Origin of the sequence: Streptococcus sp. 1001283B150225_161107_H12 (assembly GCF_015552665.1) — a bacterium.
In the GTDB taxonomy this organism is placed as follows: domain Bacteria; phylum Bacillota; class Bacilli; order Lactobacillales; family Streptococcaceae; genus Streptococcus.
On the sequence record NZ_JADNFC010000001.1, the window covers coordinates 21,641 to 44,755 of the forward strand.

The window sequence follows — 23,115 nt, forward strand, 5'->3', positions numbered from 1 at the left end:
ACATAAAACGCAAACTTTACTTGTGTTTTATGTGCTTTTATTGTTTGATCTATTGGTTATAGACAAGCTTTTCGGTATTGGCTTGGAGTAACCTGATAGTATTTCTTGAACTGGCGATTAAAGTTTGAGAGGTTGTTGAAGCCGGATTGGCTCGCGATATCAATGATTGCCTGATCGGAATGCTGGAGGAGATGGGCTGCTTTTTTCAGTCGATATTGAATGATATACTCCATGCAAGAGAGCCCTAATTGTTTCTTAAAGAAATTCATGAAGTGGGTCGGGCTAAAATGGCACAGCTCTGCCAAATGCTCGATCATGAGCTCCTCTTGGTAATGGTTTGAAATATGGTCGAGGACCAAACGGATTTTTTCTTCTCTCCGGTAAGCGTCCGTTGAGAACTTCTTCTCGACGATATAGTTATGGGAGAAGAGGAGATAGAGGAGTTCATTGAGCTGGGATTTAAGTCGGAGTTCATAGAAGGGGCCTTGTTCTCTTCCGTTTGCCATACAGGTTAAGAGGCTCTGTTTGATTTCTTCGTAACCGGGTGATTGGGCTTGAATGCGTCGGACGAATTCAAAATCCCCATTGTAGAGGGGTTGTAAATATTTTAGAGTGGCGATATTTTTATGGGTAATCCCAATCAGGTCCAGATTAAAATGCAGGACATCCATAGTATGAGAAGAACTCTGGATGGGGTGGATGGAGTGGAGGGCATTGGGGCGGATCAAAATAATATCACCAGGCTGACTATTAAAATATTCATAGTCGATATGGAACTGAGCAGTCCCTTCATTGACATAAATAATCTCAATATCGGTGTGCCAGTGAAATAAGATATCTGGCTGTCCATTTTGGGTGCTAATCTGTTTGATTGAAAAAGGGAAATCGCTATTGGTAAAGGATGTTTGGCGGTATAAAGTCTTTGTGTTCATGCCTACCTCTTAGATCTTTTTCGGGAGTAGCAGACGTTTTTACCAGGTGTGTGAAAGGGTCTGCTAGTTACTTCATACAGGGAAAATCTACTATCTATATTATAATAAAATTGGACCAAAAATTAAAGAGGATTCGATGGAATTTCTTAAATTTTAAGGAAGGAGGAGAGGGGCGATTTAAGGGAGAGAAGTCTCCAAAATGATGAGGGAATGGTGTATAATAGGGGAAAGATGGAAAGAGGTGGCAGTATGCTACAAATGATTGCGACAGATATGGATGGCACTCTGATGGACGAGCAAGGAGAAGTAGACCATGAGCGCTTGAGCCGTATTTTGGATCAGCTAGACCAAAGAGGGATTCCCTTTGTCATTGCGACAGGGAACGGCTATAGCCGTATGGCTCATGTATTGGGAGACTTGAAAGATCGCGTCACCTTGGTGCTGGCCAATGGGGCACGGATATTAGAGAAGGGAAAGCTCATCCGAGAGTGTAGCTGGCCGGAAGAGCTGGTGCAGGAGGTCTTGCAGTATCTAGAAGGCCGAGAAGAAGAACTCCATCTGGTCGTTAGTAGCTTATCGGGAGGCTATGCTAAGAAAGGAACAGAGTTTCCTCTTTTAGAGCAATTGATGACGCCTGAGTTAGCGGCTGCTTTTTACAAACGGATGCGCTTTGTGGATGATTTGGCCCATGAACATGGAGAGCAAGTTTTGAAACTAAGTGTCGTCACGGAGACTGAAAAAGTCGAAGCCTTTGTACAAGAGTTGAGAGAAAAGTTTGGAGAGCGCCTGCTTCCTGCAGCTAGTGGCTATGGGGCCATTGATATTCTGCAACCGGGTGTCAATAAGGCTACGGCCATTCAATTCTTAGAAGAACGCTGGGGCGTGGATGGTGGACACTTGATGGCATTTGGGGATAGCCAAAACGATGTCGAGATGCTTGAGTTAGCGACCTATTCCTATGCAATGGAAAATGCGGATCCCCATGCGCGACAAGCAGCCCGCTATACGGCACCTTCTCATCAGAATCATGGAGTCTACGAAGTCATCGAAGCTTATTTGGATGGAAGGCTCAGCTTCGACTAGGATCTTATCCTACCTTGCACAGTTTCTACTATACGAATCGAAAGGAGCCTTTATGGCTGTACAATTATTAGAAACCTGGCTGTTGAAAGAACAGGCAAAAATACAGAAGAATTACCGAGAACTGAATCAAAATCCTTTGAAGGAACCCGATATTCTTTTTATAGGAGACTCTATCGTCGAATACTATCCCCTTCAAGAGTTGCTGTTGACGGATCAATATATGGTGAACCGGGGGATTAGAGGCTACAAGACAGACCTCTTAAGAGAGCATCTAGATGCCCATATTTTCGGTCAAGCAGTGGATAAGGTTTTTTTGCTGATTGGAACTAATGACATTGGTAAGGAAATGCCCCTGTCGGAAACCATTGAAAACATGAGCATCATCTTGCAGGAGATGGTGCGACTCTTGCCCTTAGCGCAAATCAAACTCGTTTCGGTTCTTCCTGTGAATGAGGGAGAGCCCTACAAGGGGACAGTCTATATCCGGACCAATCAGAAGATTCAGACCTTGAACCAGGCCTACCACGAATTGGCCCAAGGGATGATAAATGTTGAATTTATCAATGTTTTTGATCATTTGCTTGGAGAAGATGGTCAGCTCAAACCGGCTTATACAACAGATGGACTTCATCTAAGTGTGGCCGGGTATCGCATCCTAGCTCAAGCTTTGCAGGAGATATTATAGAGATAAAAATAGGGAGTGAAAAAAGCCCAACTAGACAAATCTTCAAAGGAAGATTTGTTTTTTTTAAAACTTTTTGTTGACAAATGTAAATCTTAGGTGTAAAATAGCATCATAAGATTTACAAATGTAGATTTAGAAAGGAGAAGCCATGCAAATTTCCAATGCGGAATGGCGCATCATGAAGATTATCTGGATGGAAGGCAAGCAAACCAGCACGGATTTGATCGCCGTCTTGTCCGAGCGCTTTGACTGGTCGAAGTCGACGATTAAGACTCTCTTGACCCGCTTGGTGGAGAAAGGATGTTTGACTAGAGAAAAATCAGGCAAAGCCTTTGTTTACTCGGCTTTGTTGAAGCAGGACCAGGGTTTAGACTTGGTGGTTGAGGATGTGAAAGACAAGGTTTGCTCAAAAAGAATTGTCCAGGTGCTTGAAAACTTGATTCAGGAGAGTGACTTTACGCTTGTAGATCTTAATCAGCTGCAGCAGGTCCTCGAAGAAAAGAAAGCAGAGGCTGTCGAAACAGTCCCTTGCAATTGTATGTAATAGAAAGAAGGAAATTCCATGTTTGGATTGTTGATTAGTATTGTTTGTTTACTTTTGGTTGCTTTTATTGCTTGGTGGTTCTTTGCAGAGCATGAAAAGGTAAGCGGCCACGCTCGTCAGAAATCAGGTTATCAAGAAATTGAAGTCGAAGTCATGGGGGGGTATTCGCCTGAAACCATTGTCCTGAAAAAGAATGTTCCAGCCCGGATCATCTTTCATCGCAAGGATCCATCTTCATGTCTGGCTCAAGTGATCTTTCCAGATTTTGGCGTTCATGAAGATTTGCCTTTAGGTGAAAAACATGTCATTGAAATTACGCCAGAAAAAGCGGGCGAATATGGGTATTCATGTGGAATGAACATGATGCATGGTCAAATGATTGTGGAATAAAGGAGTAGGTATGGTAGAAAAACAAAAAGCAGTTGTGGAAAACGGAGTGCAAAAGATCCGTATTACAGCAGAAAAGGGCTATAGTCCCAAAGAATTTCAACTTCAAAAAGGGATTCCTGCTGAAATCACCTTCCATCGGGTCAATCCTTCCGGCTGTTATAAGGAAATTTTGTTTGAAGATCAGGGGATTTTAGATCCTTTGGAAGTCGGTGTGGATAAGGTGATATCCTTTACCCCGACAGAAACAGGGGACTTCGAGTTTTCATGTGGAATGAAGATGCAAAAGGGTTCCTACACGGTTGTGGAAAAACGCCGTCGTGTCTTAAGTTTACGGGATCGCTTTTGGATTACTAGTATCTTTACCCTTCCTTTATTGATCTTGATGATCGGGATGTGGGCAGGACTTGTATCCCATCCAGTCAATCGCTGGGGGACTTTTCTAGCGACAACGCCGATCATGTTGGTAGCAGGAGTACCTTTTATCAAGAGTGCCTGGGCCTCATTTAAGAAGCACCATTCCAATATGGATACCTTGGTAGCTCTTGGAACCCTGGTAGCCTATGTCTATAGTGTATTTGCCCTTTTTACTGGTCAGCCAGTATACTTTGAGGCTGCGGGTTTTATCATCTTCTTTATCCTCTTAGGGCAAATCTTTGAAGAACGGATGCGTAACAATGCCTCCGAGGCTGTGGAAAAGTTGTTGGATTTGCAGGCAAAAACGGCTCAAGTTCTCCGTGATGGGAACTATGTCGAGGTGGCGGCAGAAGATATCCAAATTGATGACTTGATTCGGGTCCGTCCTGGGGAAAAGATTGCGGTTGATGGGACGATTGTAGAAGGAAGTACGACCATTGATGAGTCGATGGTGACAGGTGAAAGCTTGCCTGTGGAAAAATCAGTTGGTGATGCAGTTATCGGCTCCACTATCAACAGCAATGGGACCATTCTCTTTAAGGCTGAAAAAGTCGGTAGTGAGACCCTCTTATCTCAAATTGTGGACTTTGTCAAAATGGCCCAATCCAGTCGTGCTCCCATTCAAGATTTGACGGATAAGATTTCAGGTATCTTTGTTCCAGTGGTGACAATTTTGGCCATTGCGACTTTCTGGGTTTGGTCCGTGCTTCTGGGCGCGTCGCTTCAAGAGGCCATGCTCTATGCAGTCTCTGTCCTCATTATTGCCTGTCCTTGTGCCCTTGGTTTAGCAACCCCAACAGCCCTGATGGTCGGAACCGGCCGTAGTGCCAAGATGGGGGTTCTGATTAAAAATGGAACAGTTCTTCAAGAAGTGCAAAAGATTCAAACCGTTGTGTTTGATAAGACAGGGACTATTACCATTGGCCAACCACTTGTAACCGATGTTGTAGGAGATGAAGCGCGGGTCTTGACACTGGCTGCTAGTCTTGAAACTTTTTCAGAACATCCACTAGCCCAAGCAGTGTTATCACAAGCAGAAGAAAAAGGTTTGGTGTTATCCCCTGTGGAAAACTTCCAAGCGATTGAAGGAAAAGGGGTCCAAGGTCAGATCGACCAGCAGTTGGTGACCTTGGGAAATGGCAAACTTCATGACGGGACAGCGATGGATCCGGAGCTTGAAAAACGGATGGTAGAGTTGCAAGAGCAGGCCAAAACAGTGATCAATTTGGCTGTGGATGGGCAAGTGATTGGCTTGATTGCCATTCAAGATGCTCCGAAGGCCAGCTCAAAAGAAGCGATCAAAAAGCTCAAAGAACGGGGCTTGAAAACGGTCATGTTAACGGGGGATAATGAACGGGTGGCCCAAGCTATTGCTAAGCAAGTGGGAATTGACACCGTCATTGCTGATGTCCTTCCTCAAGAAAAAGCAAGCGCCATCCAAAAACTGCAAGAAGCTAGCAAGGTCGCGTTTGTTGGAGATGGGATCAATGATGCTCCAGCTCTCTCGATCGCGGATGTAGGGATCGCTATGGGATCTGGAACGGATATTGCGATCGAGTCCGGTGGCATCGTGCTCACGCAAAATGATTTGCTTGGCGTTGTGCGCGCCTTTGACATGAGTCAAAAGACCTTCCGCAGGATTTTACTCAATCTCTTCTGGGCCTCTATCTACAATCTCCTTGGGCTTCCAATTGCTGCTGGAGTCTTTGTAGGACTGGGATTGACCCTCAATCCAGAACTAGCAGGTCTTGCCATGGCCCTTAGTTCTTTGTCTGTTTTGGCTAGCTCTCTGCTTCTCAATGTTGAGAAAATTGATTAATGGGAATAAAAAGTGATACACATATCACGTAGAGTGAAGATAAAATCTTTCCTGAGATTTTCCTTAGGTGAGTACGGACGTCAGCGAACTTCTACGAGGTTCCAAAACTCCCGAGCGCTAGAAACACAGTTGTTTCTAGCGCTTTTCTCACGGCGGAAATTCTCAGGATATATTTAAATAATGAAAACAATAGGGAAGTACTTTTATTTTTACAGAGTTTTTCTTATTTTATATTATTTTATATAAAAAATCATTTTTATACGTTCGGAGTGCTACAGTATGCTGTAGCACTTTTTTATCTTTCCTTACAGCTCTAAGGGAAAAGAGGGTATTAAATTATAGTAAAATACCCTATTGTAGGATAGTTTGTGAAAATTTCTCAAAAAGAGCATCTGTTATGGAATAGGGATTGAGCATCTCTGAGCAGATTCTTATACATGTGAATCTCTTTGTGATAAATTAATACTGTAATCGTTTTGTAAATCGTTTTCATGAGAAATGTCAGAAAAAACTCATTTTCAAATTCAAAACGAAACCTGATCGCAAAGATGAAGTAGAAGCGCTATGCTGCATTTTTAAAGGATCAAAATAGATTTAAAGGAGAGTTAGAATGACTCAAGGGAAAATTACTGCATCTGCAGCAATGCTCAACGTATTGAAAACATGGGGCGTAGATACTATCTACGGTATCCCATCAGGAACACTCAGCTCATTGATGGACGCTTTGGCTGAAGACAAAGATATCCGTTTCTTGCAAGTTCGCCATGAAGAAACAGGTGCTCTTGCAGCGGTTATGCAAGCTAAATTTGGCGGATCTATCGGTGTTGCAGTTGGTTCAGGTGGACCTGGTGCAACTCACTTGATCAACGGTGTTTACGATGCAGCTATGGATAACACTCCATTCCTTGCTATCCTTGGATCACGTCCAGTTAACGAATTGAACATGGATGCCTTCCAAGAATTGAACCAAAACCCAATGTACAACGGTATCGCTGTTTACAACAAACGTGTAGCTTACGCAGAGCAATTGCCAAAAGTGATTGACGAAGCTTGCCGTGCTGCCGTTTCTAAAAAAGGTCCAGCTGTCGTTGAAATTCCAGTAAACTTTGGTTTCCAAGAAATCGACGAAAACTCATACTACGGTTCAGGTTCTTACGAGCGTTCATTCATCGCTCCTGCTTTGAACGAAGTTGAAATCGACAAAGCGGTTGAAATTTTGAACAACGCTGAACGTCCAGTAATCTATGCTGGTTACGGTGGTGTTAAAGCTGGTGAAGTAATCACTGAATTGTCACGTAAAATCAAAGCACCAATCATCACAACTGGTAAAAACTTCGAAGCTTTCGAATGGAACTACGAAGGTTTGACAGGTTCTGCTTACCGTGTTGGTTGGAAGCCAGCCAACGAAGTGGTCTTTGAAGCAGACACAGTTCTTTTCCTTGGTTCAAACTTCCCATTTGCTGAAGTATACGAAGCATTCAAAAACACTGAAAAATTCATCCAAGTGGATATCGACCCATACAAACTTGGTAAACGTCACGCTCTTGACGCTTCTATCCTTGGTGATGCAGGTCAAGCAGCTAAAGCTATCCTTGATAAAGTAAACCCAGTTGAGTCTACTCCATGGTGGCGTGCAAACGTGAAGAACAACCAAAACTGGCGTGATTACATGAACAAACTCGAAGGTAAAACTGAGGGTGAATTGCAATTGTACCAAGTCTACAATGCAATCAACAAACATGCTGATCAAGACGCTATCTACTCAATCGACGTAGGTGACACTACTCAAACATCTACTCGTCACCTTCACATGACACCTAAGAACATGTGGCGTACATCTCCACTCTTTGCGACAATGGGTATTGCCCTTCCTGGTGGTATCGCTGCTAAGAAAGACAATCCAGATCGCCAAGTATGGAACATCATGGGTGACGGTGCATTCAACATGTGCTACCCAGACGTTATCACAAACGTTCAATACGACCTTCCAGTTATCAACGTTGTCTTCTCAAATGGTAAATATGCCTTCATCAAGGACAAATACGAAGACACAAACAAACACTTGTTTGGTTGTGACTTCCCTAATGCTGACTATGCGAAAATCTCTGAAGCGCAAGGTGCTGTAGGATTTACAGTTGACCGTATCGAAGACATCGATGCAGTTGTTGCAGAAGCTGTTAAATTGAACAAAGAAGGTAAAACTGTTGTTATCGATGCTCACATCACTCCACATCGTCCACTTCCAGTAGAAGTACTTGAGTTGGATCCAAAACAACACTCAGAAGAAGCTATTAAAGCCTTCAAGGAAAAATACGAAGCAGAAGAGCTTGTACCATTCCGCCTCTTCTTAGAAGAAGAAGGATTGCAATCACGCGCAATTAAATAATTCCTAACGTGGGACTTAAAAAGATCGGAGTAATCCGGTCTTTTTGTGGAGGACAGTAAATGAATTTAAATCAATTAGATATTATCGTGTCAGATGTTCCCCAAGTTTGTGCTGAATTAGAGAGTATCTTGGATAAAAAGGCGGACTATGTAGATAACAGTTTTGCTCAGTTCACGATTGGCAGTCACTGTCTCATGTTATCCCAAAATCATTTGATTCCTTTGGAAAATTTTCAGTCAGGAATCATTCTACACATTGAGGTTGAGGATGTCGACCAGAACCAAAAGCGGTTAAAAGAGATTGGTGTCGAGATTTTACACGGTCCTTGTGAAACGGATTGGGGAACAGAGTCCTTATTAGTTAAAGGCCCTGCTGGTCTAGTAATTGATTTTTATAGAATGAAATAAGGGTGCTTAGTCATTTGAAGTTAACCTTAATGATTCTTAAAACAGAATGTGAGAATATGAACTATTGAAAGATCGGAGCAATCCGGTCTTTTTGTGTTGCGAGTGAACAGCAGTATTCATAGAATAGTATCAGTTTTCCCTAGGATGTTGTAAGACTTTCGGGTTAAAGAAGGATATAATAGACCTATCAAATCAAGTGAGGTAGAGAAATGACCGACAAACTTCAATTTCCAGATGGTTTCCTTTGGGGTGGGGCGACGGCTGCTAACCAGTGTGAGGGAGCTTATAATGAAGATGGCCGTGGCTTGGCCAATGTGGATGTGGTACCGATTGGGCCTGATCGTCATGCGATTATTACGGGTCAGAAAAAGATGTTCGACTTTGAAGAGGGCTATTTTTACCCGGCTAAAGATGGCATTGATATGTACCATCGCTACAAGGAAGATATTGCTCTATTTGGGGAAATGGGCTTTAAAACCTATCGCTTGTCCATTGCCTGGTCTCGGATCTTCCCGAAAGGGGATGAACTGGAGCCGAATGAAGCGGGTCTACAGTTCTATGAAGACCTCTTTAAGGAGTGCCACAAGTATGGCATTGAGCCCTTGGTGACCATTACCCACTTTGACTGCCCCATGCATTTGATTACAGAGTATGGAGGGTGGCGTAGTCGCAAGATGTTGGAATACTACGAACGCCTCTGCCGAACGCTCTTCACTCGTTACAAAGGCTTGGTCAACTACTGGCTGACCTTTAATGAGATCAATATGATCCTTCACGCCCCCTTTATGGGAGCGGGGCTCTGCTTTGAAGAAGGGGAGAATGAGGAGCAAGTCAAATACCAGGCGGCTCACCATGAATTGGTCGCTTCAGCCATTGCCACTAAGATAGCCCATGAGATTGATCCGAACAACAAGGTGGGCTGTATGTTGGCAGCAGGACCAAACTATCCGCATACCTCTGCTCCGCGAGATGTCTGGGCTGGTCTAGAAGAAGACCGCAAGAACTATTTCTTCATCGATGTGCAGGCGCGTGGGGAATACCCAAACTATGCTAAGAAAGAGTGGGAGCGTCAGGGAATCACGGTTGAGATGACCGAGCAGGACCTTCAATTATTGAAAGAGCATACGGTGGACTTTATTTCCTTCTCCTACTATGCTAGTCGCGTCGCTTCAGGGGATCCAGCTGAAAGGGAGAAAACAGCGGGCAATATCTTTGCCTCTCTGAAGAACCCCTACCTAGAAAGCTCGGAATGGGGTTGGCAAATTGATCCTCTTGGTCTCCGCATTACCCTCAATACCATCTGGGATCGTTATCAAAAGCCGATGTTTATCGTGGAAAATGGTCTTGGTGCAGTAGATACTCCAGATGAAAATGGCTATGTAGCTGATGATTACCGGATTGACTACCTGGCTGCCCATGTCAAGGCCATGCGAGATGCCATTAACGAAGATGGTGTTGTCCTCTGGGGATATACGACTTGGGGCTGTATTGACCTGGTCTCTGCCGGGACTGGAGAAATGAAGAAGCGCTATGGCTTTATCTATGTCGATCGGGACAACGAAGGGAAAGGAACCCTAGCCCGTTCGCGCAAGAAATCCTCCTATTGGTATAAAGAAGTCATTGCGACCAATGGAGCTTCTGTTAAATAAAAGTCTCCTCTAGATCTAAACCATCTTCTGGATGACTCTCTGGCAGCAAACTAAAAAGCTTAGAATTCCAACCACAAGTTGGGGTCCTAAGCTTTTTGTATGTCGTTTAGCCGAGTCCTTACTGATTTACTGGTCGTAGTCTAAGACATTGTTCTCGATGACAAACTTAGATTCAGCGGAAATGTTGGCTTCTCCTAGTTGTAACTGCGAACTTCCGTCTGGCTTCATGATATGCCACTGACCGTCCTTATGGGCAAAAATGGCCTGAAATGTGACGTTATCACTCTTGTTTCGAATGGGTAGAACAAATGCTTGATCAGTATTCTCTAAGAGAATCTCTTCTTTTTTTTCAAAGTTATAGATATAAAATTGCCCAGTTCTTTGTCCCAAACCATGAAGTTCGTCGACCTTTTGCCAATTTTCAAAATTTTTCTGAACTAGGGATTCATTAAAAACCTTGTTGAAGGTTTCGTTGCGTTTCTTCGTTTCTTCCTCGTCTAGTGTTTTCTGAAACTCTGCAACCTTTTTAGTCGTTTGGATGGTTTGCTTTTGTTGCTCTCTAATTTGGTGTCGGTGGATGACTCGCATCATTTTTCCAGCAACGCCCAGGATAATGAGGATGGATACAAGGCTGATTTTAGTTTTGGCATTTTTTTTCATAGATGATTCTCCCTATTCTGTCATTGGTCCTATTATACCCTTTGAAAGAAAGGATAGTCAAGTTCATCCTGTGATGACCTAACATGCAGATCTACCTGGGTACTATAGAATTTTCTCATATTTTCATTGACGAAGGAGCTTTTATTTGATAGGCTAGGGGAATAGAAATGATTTGGAGTTCAAAGGAAAAAGGAGCGAGGCAAGTGGCACGGATTTTATTAATCGAGGATAATAATGATATCCAAGAAATTTTATGCAGTCTCTTAAGTGAAGACTATGAGGTCCTTCAGGCTTTTTCAGGTACAGAAGGGCTGCGGCTCTTCCAGCAAGAAGCTATTGATTTGGTCCTTCTGGATATCATGCTTCCTGGGAAAAATGGCGATCAGGTCCTGGAGGAGATCCGTTTGCAGAGTCAAGCGCCGGTCATCATGATGACCGCTCTTGGGGATAAACACCTCATTAGCCAGTACCTCCTTGCCGGTGCCAATGATTATATTGTCAAGCCCTTTAATCTGGACGAAGTGGCGGCTCGGGTGACGGTGCAGCTGCGAAATCAACCGACGGTAGCACAGGAAGCTCAAGCGTCGCAAAAGCTCTCCTTTAAAAATCTGATCCTGAATCCAGAAACCTTTGAACTGGAGTCTGGCGAACAGACGCTTCGCTTGGGCAAAAAAGAATTTCAAATTTTTGAGACCTTGCTAGCACATCCAAAGAAGATTTTCACCAAGGAAGAATTGTATGAGGCGGTCTGGGAAGAAGTTTATCTGCCTGGAGACAATACCCTCAATGCCCAATTGAGCAATCTCCGAAAGAAAATTGCCCAACTCGATCCGAATGAGGAATACATTGAAACCGTCTGGGGCTTGGGTGTTCGCTTGAAAGGAGACAAGTAATGTGGGGATTGGTTCTAATTCTAGTCGTCCTTGTCCTTCTCTTGGGACTTGGCTACCTTCGCCTACTCTCTGCTCTCAAAGATTTGCAGGAGCAGATTCAACAGAAGCTCCAAAATGGGAGTGGAGTGCGGTTAACGTCACGTGTTTCAAAAAAAGAAATGGTCGCCTTGACCAAGCAGGTCAGTGATCTCTTTGATCAGATCGAGCGGACCAATCGGATTGCCTTTCAAGAGAAAAAGACCTTGGATATGGCCATCAGTAATATTGCTCACGATATTCGGACACCTTTGACCATTGCGTCGGGCTATACCCAACAAATCATTAAGGGTGGGACGCAGGAAGAGGAGAAGCTGAAGAAAATTGCTTCCAATCTTCAAGTCGTCTCAAAACGCTTGGAATCTCTCTTGGAATACAGACGCTTGATGGAGGGAGCTATTCAGCCTCGGATTTCAAACGTTAATCTCAGTCAAGTCTTAACCCAGCAGTTGTTCCAGTATTATGATAGCTTGTCTGAGGCGGGGATTGCCTTAGAAGTGGAGATAGAGGAGCATCTTCATTATGCTACGGATCCTGAGCTTTGGGAGCGCCTCTTGCAAAATATGCTCAGCAATGTCCTCAAGCATGGAAAGGATCAGGCTCGCTTGACCTTGGTGTCAGATGCGGACACGATTCGGGTTGAGCTGCGCAATATTGTGCAACAACCGATCCAGCATTTAGACCAATTGGCTAGTCGCTTCTACTCTGAAAATCTGTCGGATACAGAAGAGTCTTCTGGCTTGGGTCTCTACATTATTCAAAATTTTGTAGAGATCTTGGGGGGCGACTTGCAACTGGCAACGGAGGCAGATTGGTTTGTTTTGACTATTACACTAAGAAAAAAGGCTTGAGCACCGCTCAAGCTTTTTTGTTATAAATCTTTGTGTTTGAAAGTTGCGAGTCCTAGGAAGCCGAAAACAAGGATGAAGCCAAGGGCAATCGAGAGGGTGTTGTTCGTTGCTGTGGTGCTTTGGACCATGGAATATTGGAATTCCAAGTTTAGATAGTGGAGAATGTCAATCTCTTTAAAGAAGAGCGCAGGCAGGCTTAAGAGGATATTTCCAATGAAGTAGCCAACGAAAGCCAAGGTGATGGATTGGCTAGCGTAAAGGAGGAAGGAAATGATGCTGACCCAAGCCAGGGTGGAAAGGAACTGAATCAGCACGGTCAGTCCAAAATGAGCAAGGAAGTGCTCAGGCATGGTGCCAAGTCCATTGTAGAGGGTCGCGATCAAGAAGACAAGACCATAAGAAACGAGAAATTGGAAGAGAGCGATGGTCAGGACAACGGCGCTTTTGGCAAAGTAGTAACTGGTGCGCGAAACGCCGTAGGTCAGGCTATTTTTGTATAAGTTTTGTGTTAAGTCTGTTCCCAGGACCAAGGTGATGACAATAATGGTAAAGAGGATGGTCACACTGATGCTGGAAGAGTAGTTGGTCAAGGCTTTAAAGCCTGTCCAAACTTCGGTCGCTTGGGGTAATTTGGATTCCGTATTGACGCCGACGTGGCCAGTGGCTCCAAAGATGACTCCAGACAGGATGTTGAGAACGAGAATGGCTTCTGTAATCCAAAAACCTTTAGAGCGAAAAAGTCTATAAAAATCTGCTTGAATGGTATGCAACATGATAAATCTCCTAAATGAAATATGTGGGATAAGTAAAACAAGACGATGGGTTGACTAGTCTACCAAGTCCGTAAAGAATTTTTCCAGATCTTGACGGGCATAGTAGATTTCGTCCACGTCAATATCCGCTTGAACGAGGACTTTGACAATGACTTTAATATCGTGAGTCTGTCCGAAGATATGGATTTCTCCATCCTTATCGATGACCTTGATACGGTGATGGAGTTGATCCTGGATCAGTTGACTGGCAAGAGCTAGTTGGCTAGTTTTGAGGATGATGTAATCTTCTCCCTGTTCTTCGAATTCAGCCTTGCTAATTTCTTTGATCAGGCGTCCTTGGTCGACAATACCAAAACGATTGGCCACCAGATAAAGTTCGGACAGGATATGACTGGAAATGAGGATGGTCATGCCGAGTTCATCGTTGAGGCGCTTGATCATCTGACGGAATTCCTTGATTCCGACTGGATCGAGACCATTGATGGGTTCATCCAAAATGAGGAAGTCGGGCTTGGCAATGAGCGCAATCGCAATTCCCAACCGTTGTTTCATCCCGAGTGAAAAATCACGGAATTTCTTCTTACCCGTATTATTCAGGCCAACATAGTTCAAGGTTTCTTTGATGACCTGGTCGGGATTGGGGATATGGCGAGCCTTGCAATAATAGACCAGATTTTGATAAGCGGTCATATGCTTGTGGGCCACGGGACTCTCGATGACGGATCCAACCCGTTTCAAGGCTTGTGTCCACTGAGAGCGATTCGTGGAAGCGAAGAGGGAGACGCTTCCATCAGTTTCCTGAATTAGTTGGGTGATGACCTTGATGAGGGTGGTTTTCCCTGCGCCATTTTTACCGATCAGGCCGTAGACGTCGCCTTTGCGAATGGTGAGATTCACATCATTTAAGGCGTATTGATGACCAAATTTTTTACTCAAATGGGAAATTTCTAATACTTTTTCCATGGTTTTCTCCTTCGTCCAAATGACTAGTTGTTTTCTTTACACTCTTAGTTTACAGCTTGCTTTTCAAATAACTATCAAGCAATTCTAAAATATTTCTAAAAAAAAGACTAACCTTTTAAAAGTTAGCCGTGACTTTAAGAATAAATTTTCTTAGAGGCTTTCCTTAGGTGAGTATGGACGTCAGCGAACTTCGAAGAAGTTCCATGACTTAGTTTTGGACCTAAGGTTCCAAAACTCCCGAGTGCCTGAAACAATTGTGTTTCAGGCACTTTTCTCACGGCGGAAAGCCTCTAGATATTCATGCATAACTTAAAAATATAAACATTTCTTGATTTTTAAGTTATGTAACATGAAAAAATACGTTATCTACATTAAGAGGAACTGTTTTTTAAGCTAGCCTCCTCATTTTAAAACCTAGCGACAAACTCTTTGATAGCTTCTGCCAGTTCATGGGGTTTCTGAGTATTGAGTAGATGACCTCCGTCTGCGATTTCTAGATAGCGACCTTTTGGCAGAAGATTTGCCAACTTTTTAGAAGAAGCCTGATTGGCCCCATCTTTGCTGCCACAGATCACTAAGCTAGGAAGGGGGCAGGTTTTAGCAGTATCGGTTAGATTGAGACTTTTTAATTCGGTAAAGATTTGTAGCATGTGCTGTTTATTGGCACCCTGCTTTTCAAAGACACGCTTGGGAATCATACGAAATAGGAGAATTTGGAGCCTATAGAGGAGATTGGTGCTGAGTTTGTATTGCGTCCCTGAAAGCACCAAGCCCTTGAGTTGTGGCAAGTCTTGGCTGGAGAGTTCGAGAGCGAGAACGCCTCCCAGTGAGAGTCCGACCAGAATAAAGGGTTCGCTTTCTTGTTGGAGGTACTCCGTCAATCTTTCTTTAGCCTCCTGGTAGCTTTCGCTTGTATGTGAGAAAATAGCGAAAGATTCAGATTGCAAGGGGGAAAGTGCATCTTGGACCCCTTTCCAAGAGTGGGCATCCTGGCCTAGGCCATGTAAAAAAATAAGTTTCATTCTGACTCCTCTCTAGTGAAATCGAGTGGATAGAGGCCACGCAGGGCATTACAGGCATAGACTTGGTCAGCGACTCCTAAATCCTTCAGCGTTAACAGTTTTTCTTCTACTTGTCCAGTTTCTAAGAGATGGCGGCGGTAAATCCCGTCGAGGATAGGGAGGTGAGCTGGTGGGGTATAGAGATTACCTTTGATTTCAAGGATGAGATTGCCAATTGTCGTTTCTAACAAGCTGCCATCAGGAAGATAGAAGATCTGCTCGTGATCTTTAGCTACTAGATGGGCTCGCTGGCTAGTCTTAAAATAAGTAAATGGCTTTGCTAAATCAAGCTTTTGCTCGGTCAGTTGAGCCTGCAGATAGCTAGCTGGCAAGTCCTTCAGTTCGGTGATAGCCAGCTGGAAGGACCCGTTTTTTTGCAAGGCAATCCGACAACGATAGTCAAGGTTGGAATCACAACGAGCAAGCTCTTCTTGAAGTTCTTTCAGGAGTTTTGGCTCATCATAAGGGTAGGCAAAGTAGCGGCTGGCCTCTCTCAAACGGGTCAGGTGTTGCTCCAGGAAGGTCAGTTTTCCTTGGTGGATGCGGCCGGTCGTCAGGAGCTCAAAGCGAGGCTCTTGTCGGTAGAGGACTGCTGATTTTTGCTTGGTCTCTCGGTATTCACTTTCCCATTTGCTGTCCCAAGTGATGCCTCCACCTACGCCATAGATGGCTTGATGCCCTTGCATTTGGAGGGTTCGGATGGCCACATTAAAAATTCGTTTACCTTTTGGAAGAAGGATACCGATCGTTCCACAGTAGACGCCACGAGGAGCAACCTCTGTCTGTTGAATAATTTCCATAGTAGAAATCTTCGGTGCCCCTGTGATAGAACCACAAGGAAAGAGGGCCTGGAAGGTTTGGACTAGGTCGACTTCGGGGCGCAAGCGACTTTCAATGGTCGAGGTCATCTGCCAAACAGTAGAGTATTGCTCAACCTGGCAGAGACGGGTCACCTGCTCACTTCCAATTTCCGAAATCCGGTTCATGTCATTGCGGAGGAGATCGACAATCATCATGTTTTCTGCTCGATTTTTGGGATCAGCTTCTAGCCAAGCAGCCTCTTGAAGATCTGTTTGGTTGGTAAGCCCACGACGAGTCGTCCCCTTCATAGGGCGCGTGGTCAGTAGCCTGTCATCTTGTTTAAAAAAGAGCTCAGGACTAATAGAGAGGATGGACACATCATCGTGCTGAATGAAGGCATTGTAATGGGCCCTCTGTTCTACCACCAAGCGATTGTAGATGGCCAAAGGGTCAGCTTTTAGCTCTTGAGAAAGCTGGACGGTGTAGTTGACCTGGTAGGTATCCCCTTGGCGGATATGGTGCTGGATGGTCTCGATAGCTTTTCGATAAGCAGGCGCCTCTACCTCTTCCTGCCAATTGGCTGGAAGATCCACTGCCTCGTAGTCCTCTGGGAAAGGAAGGGTCTCGACCTCCTCATGAATGGTGAAATAGAGGAGATACTCTCCCATGAGTGGTGCTGGGTGGACGGCTAATTTTTTCTCAAAAGCAGGAGCGGCTTCATAACTGACATAGCCTACGGCATAATAACCAGCCTCCTGATAGGCTTCCGCCTCTCTCAGAAGAGTCTCTACTTGGTCGAGGTCTCTTGTTTTTAATTCCTTTAGCGGCTTGGTGAAAATGTGTCGCAATCCAAGCTCTTTAAAATCAATAATCGTTTGTTTGTGCATGCTTTGAGTATATCAAAAATAGAGGAAAAAAGGTAGATAAGGAGGCAAGGATTCCTTGCTTGGTCCTCTCTTTCATGCTAAAATAACCATAGAATCTGCATTTGGCGAAGGAGTAGGACCATGAAAAAGAATTCCCTCTATAACACTTCCAGTATTAGTCTTTTTCAATACCTCTTTGCGATTGCAGTGATTTTGGTGCATAGTGGTCGCTTAACTTCCTATGAGCCAGTGCATTTTGGCCTTAAGAGTATCCTTGGACGGCTAGCGGTGCCATTTTTTATCGTCTGTGCCAGCTTTTTCCTAAAGCCATCACTAAGAGATGCAAGGAAAATGAAGGCCTACCTGGTCAAAATCGTAAAAACCTATTTATTTTGGAGTTGTGTCTATCTTCCCTATGCCTGGGTCTTTTTTTCTAGTCTCCATCTCCCTGTCTATCTCTTTCCAGCAGGCGTTCTGATTGCTCTGCTCTATCTGGGAATGTGTTACCAACTCTGGTATATCCCTGCCTTTTTGCTGGGCCTGTTTTTGGTCAATCAATTGGTCAAACGCTTAGGTATGGTTTGGACGGGGGTGATCACCTTTCTTCTTTACTGCTGGGGCTTGATCGAGACCTATTCAGCTTATCTGGACACCACGAGTCTTCTCGAGGGTTACCAGCTCTACAGCAATTTATTTTTTACAGCTCGAAATGGTCTCTTTTACACGCCCATTTTTATCTTTATGGGTTACTATCTCTATGATCATTTTCATGCACAAACCTTTAGGGTTCACCGTTGGGAAAAGCTATCTCTCGCCTTTGGCTTGTTCTGTATGGAAGGCATCATCATTTTTCAACATGAAGGAATCGATAAGAACTTTTACTTGCTCCTTCCCTTTGTGACGGTCTATTTGGTCAATGCCTGCCTGCGATCGTCCTTTTTGAAAAGCTATGATTTGCAGTACTTAAAGCAGATGAGCATGGCGCTTTACTTTTCGCATCCGATTTTTATCGAATGGGCTCGCTATGGCTTTAGCAATGTCCCGCTTTCTTATCCAGACAGGGGCAAGTTGATTTTTGTGACGGCCTTGTTGGGAAGTCATCTCTTTGGATTGGCCATGCTCTCTTATCACTCTTGGCAAAAAGAAAAGAAAAACAGAAGTCTTGAAAAGGAAGTTCTCTAGAGAGACTTCTTTTTTTATTTTAAGGGAGACAGATAGGTCAGCTGAGGGTTGCAATTCTTTTCCAGTTTGGTTATGATGTAAGGGATTACAAGTAAAACCAAAAAGGAGAAGCGCATGAAGAAAAAATGGTGGCATGATGCCGTGATTTATCAAATCTATCCCAAGAGTTTTTTAGATAGCAATGGAGATGGAATCGGTGACCTCAAGGGGATCATCAGTAAGCTGGATTATTTGGAGAAGTTAGGTATTACGGCCATTTGGCTGTCTCCTGTCTACCAAAGCCCTATGGATGATAATGGCTACGATATATCTGATTACGAGGATATTGCTTCCATCTTTGGCACCATGGAAGATATGGAAACATTGATTGAGGAGGGGCAAAAGCGCGGTATTAAGATGATCATGGATTTGGTGGTCAACCATACCTCTGATGAGCATGCCTGGTTTATCGAAGCGAAAGAAAATCCAAACAGTCCGGAGCGGGACTACTATATTTGGCGGGACCAACCCAATGATCTTGTCTCTACCTTTAGTGGTTCAGCTTGGGAATTTGATCCGGCTTCCCAGCAGTATTATTTGCACTTCTTTAGTAAGAAGCAACCAGACCTGAATTGGGAAAATGAGACCCTTCGGCAGAAGATTTATGACATGATGAACTTTTGGATCGACAAGGGGATCGGTGGTTTTCGGATGGATGTCATCGACATGATTGGGAAAATTCCTGATCAGAAGATCGTAGCCAATGGTCCCATGCTCCACCCTTATCTGAAAGAAATGAATCGAGCGACTTTCGGGGATAAGGATTTGTTAACGGTCGGGGAGACCTGGGGAGCGACACCTGAGATTGCTAAGCAATACTCTGGTCCTGACAATGAAGAATTATCGATGGTCTTTCAATTTGAACACATTGGGCTTCTCTTCCAAGAGGGTCAGCCCAAATGGCACTATGCGAAGAAGCTCAATGTTCCTAAGTTGAAAGAAATCTTTAACAAGTGGCAGACGGAGCTGGGCATGGACGAAGGCTGGAACTCTCTCTTTTGGAACAACCATGACCTCCCTCGGATTGTTTCTGCCTGGGGAGATGACCAAGCCTATCGGGTGAAGTCCGCTAAGGCCCTAGCCATTCTTCTTCATTTGATGAGAGGAACGCCTTATATCTACCAGGGGGAAGAGATTGGCATGACCAACTATCCTTTTAAGAGCCTAGACGAAATCGAAGATATTGAATCTATTAACTACGCCGAGGAAAGCCTCGAAAAGGGAGTGGATCTCGACACCATTATGGACCAGATCCGACATATTGGCCGGGACAATGCTCGGACTCCGATGCAGTGGTCCAAGCAACCACAGGCTGGTTTTACGACTGGCTACCCTTGGCTAGCTGTCAATCCAAACTATCAGGAAATCAATGTAGAAGCGGCTTTGGCTGATCCTTCATCCATTTTTTATACCTACCAACAATTGGTTGCCCTCCGTAAGGAGCAAGACTGGTTGATCTCGGCAGACTTTGAGTTAGTGGATACAACTGATCAGGTCTTTGCCTACCAACGAGTAGATGGGAATCAACGCTATTTGATTGTGGTCAATTTGTCTAGTCAAGTCCAGAGCTTTAAACTGGAGGAAGACTATCAGGAGGTCCTCATTAGCAATACCAATGTAGAGCAGGTCAAACAGACAAAAGTATTGGAACCTTGGGATGCTTTTTGTGTGCAACTAACTTGAGCATAAGTTTCTACAAAAAAAGAAGCGGATAGCTTTTCAGATTGCATATAAAGTCTTCTTTAAAACTTTCCTTAGGTGAGTACGGACGTCAGCGAACTTCGTAGAAGTTCCATGACTAAATCAAGATACAAAGGGCGTCTGCGGATAAAGTCAAAATAGGAAGTTTGACGCAGAATCTTTCGATTCTAGGAGAACTTATCTTTTTGACACAATCCGCAGCCTGTGTTCAATTTGTTTTGAACCCCTTCGCTTATTAATTTCAAAGCTCAGGCTAAAACAGTTTCCCAAACTGTTTTACTCCCAAAACTCCCGAGTGCCTAAAACGTAATTGTTTTAGGCACTTTTCTCACAGCGGAAAGTTTTAAATCTGCTTGAATGACTAAAAAAGAAACCAATTTTTTTGAAAAATAAATTAGCTATTTTATGTAAAGAAATGTTTATCTACATTCTAAAAGAAGCGGATAGCTTCTTTTTTTGTTTTAGAGGGGACGAGGTCTGTCCAATGGGAGGGGGGCTCAGTCTGTCTGGTAGAAGCCTTATAGTTATTTTTTATAAGGACTATTAGTTCTGGTCAATGGCAAGAGGCGGAAACCCTTGATCTATAAGGTTATAGCTTCTGGCTATATCGTAAACCATTGAAAAGCAATTATACAGAAGGGGCTTCTTCTGATAAGATAGACTCAACTTGAATTTTTGGAGGACAAAACATGTCAACTACAATCATCGGATTCCCTCGTTTGGGTGAATTCCGCGAACTAAAATTTACAACTGAGAAATATTTTAGAAACGAAATTACAGCTGAAGATTTGTTGGATGCTGCAAAAGAATTGCGTGCCAAACACTGGAACATTGTCAAAGAAAAAGGCATTACTGAAATCCCATCAAATGACTTTTCTCACTATGACAACTTCCTCGATGCTGCTTTCCTCTTCAACGTGGTTCCTGCATCGGTTCAAAACTTGGACTTGTCTGACCTTGAACGCTACTTCGCTTTGGCGCGTGGTTACCAAGGAGAAAAAGGGGATGTGCGTGCCCTTCCAATGAAGAAATGGTTCAACACCAACTACCACTACATTGTTCCAAAATTTGAAAAAACAACAGAAGTCAAATTGGCTGTTCACAAGATTTTTGATGAGTACCAAGAAGCGAAAGACTTGGGTCTTGACACTCGTCCGGTTGTGGTTGGACCATTCACTTTCCTTCAATTATCAGACTTTGAAGAAGGCGTGAAAGCAGAAGACTTCGTGGATAGCTTAGTAGCTGCTTACCAAGATGTTTTTGCTAAATTGGCTGAACTTGGGGCAACTCGTATTCAACTGGATGAAGCAGCTCTTGTCAAAGATTTATCAGCTGAAGAAAAAGCGCTCTTCTTGAACCTCTACAACAAACTCTTGGCTGACAAGAAAGGTCTTGAGGTTCTGATCCAAACTTACTTTGGTGATGTTCGTGATGTCTACAATGACCTTGTGAACTTGCCAGTAGATGCGATCGGTTTGGACTTTGTGGAAGGGAAGAAAACTCTTGAACTCGTGAAAGGTGGATTCCCAGCTGACAAGACTCTTTATGCAGGGATTGTCAATGGTAAGAACATCTGGCGCAACAACTACGAAGCAAGCTTGGAAATCTTGAAACAAGTACCAGCTGAAAACATTGTTTTGACAACTTCTTGCTCACTGCTTCATGTGCCATTTACAACTGCCAATGAAGACTTTGAACCAGCTATCTTGAACCACTTTGCTTTTGCAGTTGAAAAATTGGAAGAACTTCGTGACTTGGATGCTATCCGCAATGGTCAAGGTGAAGAAGCTCTTGCAGCAAACAAAGAACTCTTTGCGACTGAACGTGTCGGAGCAAATGCGGAACTTCGTGCACGTATTGCTGGATTGACAGAAGCAGACTACACTCGTTTGCCAGCCTTTGCAGAACGTGAAGCTATCCAAGAAGAAGCATTCAAACTTCCAGCCCTTCCAACAACAACCATCGGATCCTTCCCTCAAACGAAAGAAGTTCGTGCGAAACGTTTGGCCTTCCGTAAGGGTGAATTGTCACAAGAAGAATACGATGCCTTCCTTGCTGAGACTATCGACGAATGGATCAAATGGCAAGAAGAAGTTGGATTTGACGTGCTTGTACACGGTGAATTCGAGCGTAACGACATGGTTGAGTACTTCGGTCAAAACTTGTCAGGTTACCTCTTCTCTAAGAATGGTTGGGTACAATCATATGGTATGCGTGGGGTTAAACCACCAATCATCTGGGGTGATGTGACTCGTCTCAACCCTATCACTGTGAAATGGTCTAGCTACGCACAAAGTCGTACGGACAAACCTGTTAAAGGTATGTTGACTGGACCTGTTACAATTCTTAACTGGTCATTCCCACGTGAAGACATCTCTATCAAGGATTCTACTCTTCAAATCGCTCTTGCGATCAAGGATGAAGTTCTTGACCTTGAAGCTGCAGGCGTGAAGATTATCCAAATCGACGAGGCTGCTCTTCGTGAGAAATTGCCACTCCGTCGTAGTGACTGGTACGAAGACTACCTTGACTGGGCTATTCCAGCCTTCCGCTTGGTACACTCAACCGTAGCACCAGACACACAAATCCACACGCACATGTGTTACTCAGAATTTACAGATATCATCCCAGCCATCGACAACATGGATGCAGACGTTATCTCATTTGAGGCAAGCCGTTCAAACCTTGAAATCTTGGACGAACTCAAAGCGAAAAACTTCCAAACAGAAGTTGGACCTGGGGTTTACGATATCCACTCACCTCGTGTGCCTAACGAAGGCGAAATCGATCACACTATCGAAGCTATCCTTGCCAAAGTACCAAGCAGAAAAGTTTGGATTAACCCTGACTGTGGTTTGAAAACACGTGGTATTAAAGAAACAAAAGAAAGCTTGATCCGTCTTGTAGAAGCGGCAAAAGCTGCTCGTAAAGCGCTATAAAGCAAGTAGAAATTCCTAAGCTTGCTCGATAGCAAAAAAAG

At 43.9% G+C, this 23,115-nt stretch carries 19 protein-coding genes; 13 read left to right on the plus strand and 6 right to left on the minus strand.

The window, feature by feature from the left end:
- Positions 1–56: 56 nt before the first annotated feature.
- Positions 57–932: an AraC family transcriptional regulator gene (locus I2C87_RS00105; RefSeq protein WP_048688652.1), complete on the minus strand. Its 876-nt coding sequence runs from the start codon at positions 930–932 to the stop codon at positions 57–59.
- A 249-nt stretch (positions 933–1,181) separates the two neighbouring features.
- On the opposite strand from I2C87_RS00105, the gene I2C87_RS00110 reads away from it, so the two are divergent.
- The 8 genes from I2C87_RS00110 to I2C87_RS00145 all read left to right on the plus strand — a co-directional run bounded on the left by I2C87_RS00110 (position 1,182) and on the right by I2C87_RS00145 (position 10,309).
- Entirely contained in the window at positions 1,182–2,015 is an 834-nt protein-coding gene (locus I2C87_RS00110) for a Cof-type HAD-IIB family hydrolase (RefSeq protein WP_048688654.1), read from the plus strand.
- Between the two features lie 52 nt (positions 2,016–2,067).
- Positions 2,068–2,700, plus strand: a complete 633-nt coding sequence (locus I2C87_RS00115; protein WP_195323606.1) for an SGNH/GDSL hydrolase family protein — start codon at positions 2,068–2,070, stop codon at positions 2,698–2,700.
- Positions 2,701–2,848: 148 nt separating this feature from the next.
- Positions 2,849–3,244, plus strand: coding sequence for a CopY/TcrY family copper transport repressor (locus tag I2C87_RS00120; RefSeq protein ID WP_145516855.1), 396 nt, complete (start codon positions 2,849–2,851; stop codon positions 3,242–3,244).
- An 18-nt stretch (positions 3,245–3,262) separates the two neighbouring features.
- Positions 3,263–3,634, plus strand: coding sequence for a cupredoxin domain-containing protein (locus I2C87_RS00125; RefSeq protein WP_195323607.1), 372 nt, complete (start codon positions 3,263–3,265; stop codon positions 3,632–3,634).
- A 10-nt stretch (positions 3,635–3,644) separates the two neighbouring features.
- A complete protein-coding gene (locus tag I2C87_RS00130) occupies positions 3,645–5,867 on the plus strand; it encodes a heavy metal translocating P-type ATPase (protein ID WP_229046070.1) in 2,223 nt (740 codons plus the stop codon).
- A 610-nt stretch (positions 5,868–6,477) separates the two neighbouring features.
- Positions 6,478–8,253: a pyruvate oxidase gene (spxB, locus tag I2C87_RS00135; protein WP_195323609.1), complete on the plus strand. Its 1,776-nt coding sequence runs from the start codon at positions 6,478–6,480 to the stop codon at positions 8,251–8,253.
- Between the two features lie 59 nt (positions 8,254–8,312).
- Positions 8,313–8,660, plus strand: coding sequence for a VOC family protein (locus I2C87_RS00140; protein ID WP_195323610.1), 348 nt, complete (start codon positions 8,313–8,315; stop codon positions 8,658–8,660).
- Positions 8,661–8,869: 209 nt separating this feature from the next.
- The gene (locus tag I2C87_RS00145; protein WP_195323611.1) at positions 8,870–10,309 is read left to right on the plus strand and encodes a 6-phospho-beta-glucosidase; all 1,440 of its coding nucleotides are present in this window, start codon (positions 8,870–8,872) and stop codon (positions 10,307–10,309) included.
- 126 nt (positions 10,310–10,435) lie between these two features.
- Here the strand turns inward: I2C87_RS00145 and I2C87_RS00150 are convergent, their stop codons facing one another.
- Complete coding sequence (locus I2C87_RS00150) at positions 10,436–10,969, minus strand: hypothetical protein (protein ID WP_195323612.1); 534 nt, start codon at positions 10,967–10,969, stop codon at positions 10,436–10,438.
- Positions 10,970–11,172: 203 nt separating this feature from the next.
- Between I2C87_RS00150 and I2C87_RS00155 the strand changes: the two genes are divergently transcribed.
- Positions 11,173–11,862 carry a response regulator transcription factor gene (locus I2C87_RS00155; protein WP_195323933.1) on the plus strand — a complete coding sequence of 230 codons (690 nt, stop codon included), beginning with the start codon at positions 11,173–11,175 and terminating at the stop codon, positions 11,860–11,862.
- Positions 11,862–12,749 (plus strand): sensor histidine kinase, encoded by an 888-nt coding sequence (locus tag I2C87_RS00160; protein WP_195323613.1) that lies wholly within the window; start codon positions 11,862–11,864, stop codon positions 12,747–12,749. Before I2C87_RS00155 ends, I2C87_RS00160 begins: the two co-directional genes overlap by 1 nt.
- A gap of 20 nt (positions 12,750–12,769) precedes the next feature.
- On the opposite strand, the gene I2C87_RS00165 is transcribed toward I2C87_RS00160, so the two are convergent.
- From I2C87_RS00165 to pabB, 4 genes are all read right to left on the minus strand, one after another.
- Positions 12,770–13,522, minus strand: coding sequence for an ABC transporter permease (locus I2C87_RS00165; protein WP_195323614.1), 753 nt, complete (start codon positions 13,520–13,522; stop codon positions 12,770–12,772).
- A gap of 54 nt (positions 13,523–13,576) precedes the next feature.
- On the minus strand, positions 13,577–14,485 hold the full coding sequence (locus I2C87_RS00170) for an ABC transporter ATP-binding protein (RefSeq protein WP_195323615.1): 909 nt from the start codon (positions 14,483–14,485) through the stop codon (positions 13,577–13,579).
- Positions 14,486–14,892: 407 nt separating this feature from the next.
- Positions 14,893–15,507, minus strand: coding sequence for an alpha/beta fold hydrolase (locus I2C87_RS00175; protein ID WP_195323616.1), 615 nt, complete (start codon positions 15,505–15,507; stop codon positions 14,893–14,895).
- A complete protein-coding gene (pabB, locus tag I2C87_RS00180; RefSeq protein WP_195323617.1) occupies positions 15,504–17,234 on the minus strand; it encodes an aminodeoxychorismate synthase component I in 1,731 nt (576 codons plus the stop codon). Before pabB ends, I2C87_RS00175 begins: the two co-directional genes overlap by 4 nt.
- A gap of 120 nt (positions 17,235–17,354) precedes the next feature.
- On the opposite strand from pabB, the gene I2C87_RS00185 reads away from it, so the two are divergent.
- The 3 genes from I2C87_RS00185 to metE all read left to right on the plus strand — a co-directional run bounded on the left by I2C87_RS00185 (position 17,355) and on the right by metE (position 23,074).
- On the plus strand, positions 17,355–18,395 hold the full coding sequence (locus tag I2C87_RS00185; protein WP_195323618.1) for an acyltransferase family protein: 1,041 nt from the start codon (positions 17,355–17,357) through the stop codon (positions 18,393–18,395).
- Between the two features lie 114 nt (positions 18,396–18,509).
- The gene (locus I2C87_RS00190) at positions 18,510–20,117 is read left to right on the plus strand and encodes a glycoside hydrolase family 13 protein (protein WP_195323619.1); all 1,608 of its coding nucleotides are present in this window, start codon (positions 18,510–18,512) and stop codon (positions 20,115–20,117) included.
- A gap of 707 nt (positions 20,118–20,824) precedes the next feature.
- Positions 20,825–23,074 (plus strand): 5-methyltetrahydropteroyltriglutamate--homocysteine S-methyltransferase, encoded by a 2,250-nt coding sequence (gene metE / locus I2C87_RS00195; RefSeq protein WP_195323620.1) that lies wholly within the window; start codon positions 20,825–20,827, stop codon positions 23,072–23,074.
- Positions 23,075–23,115: the final 41 nt, after the last annotated feature.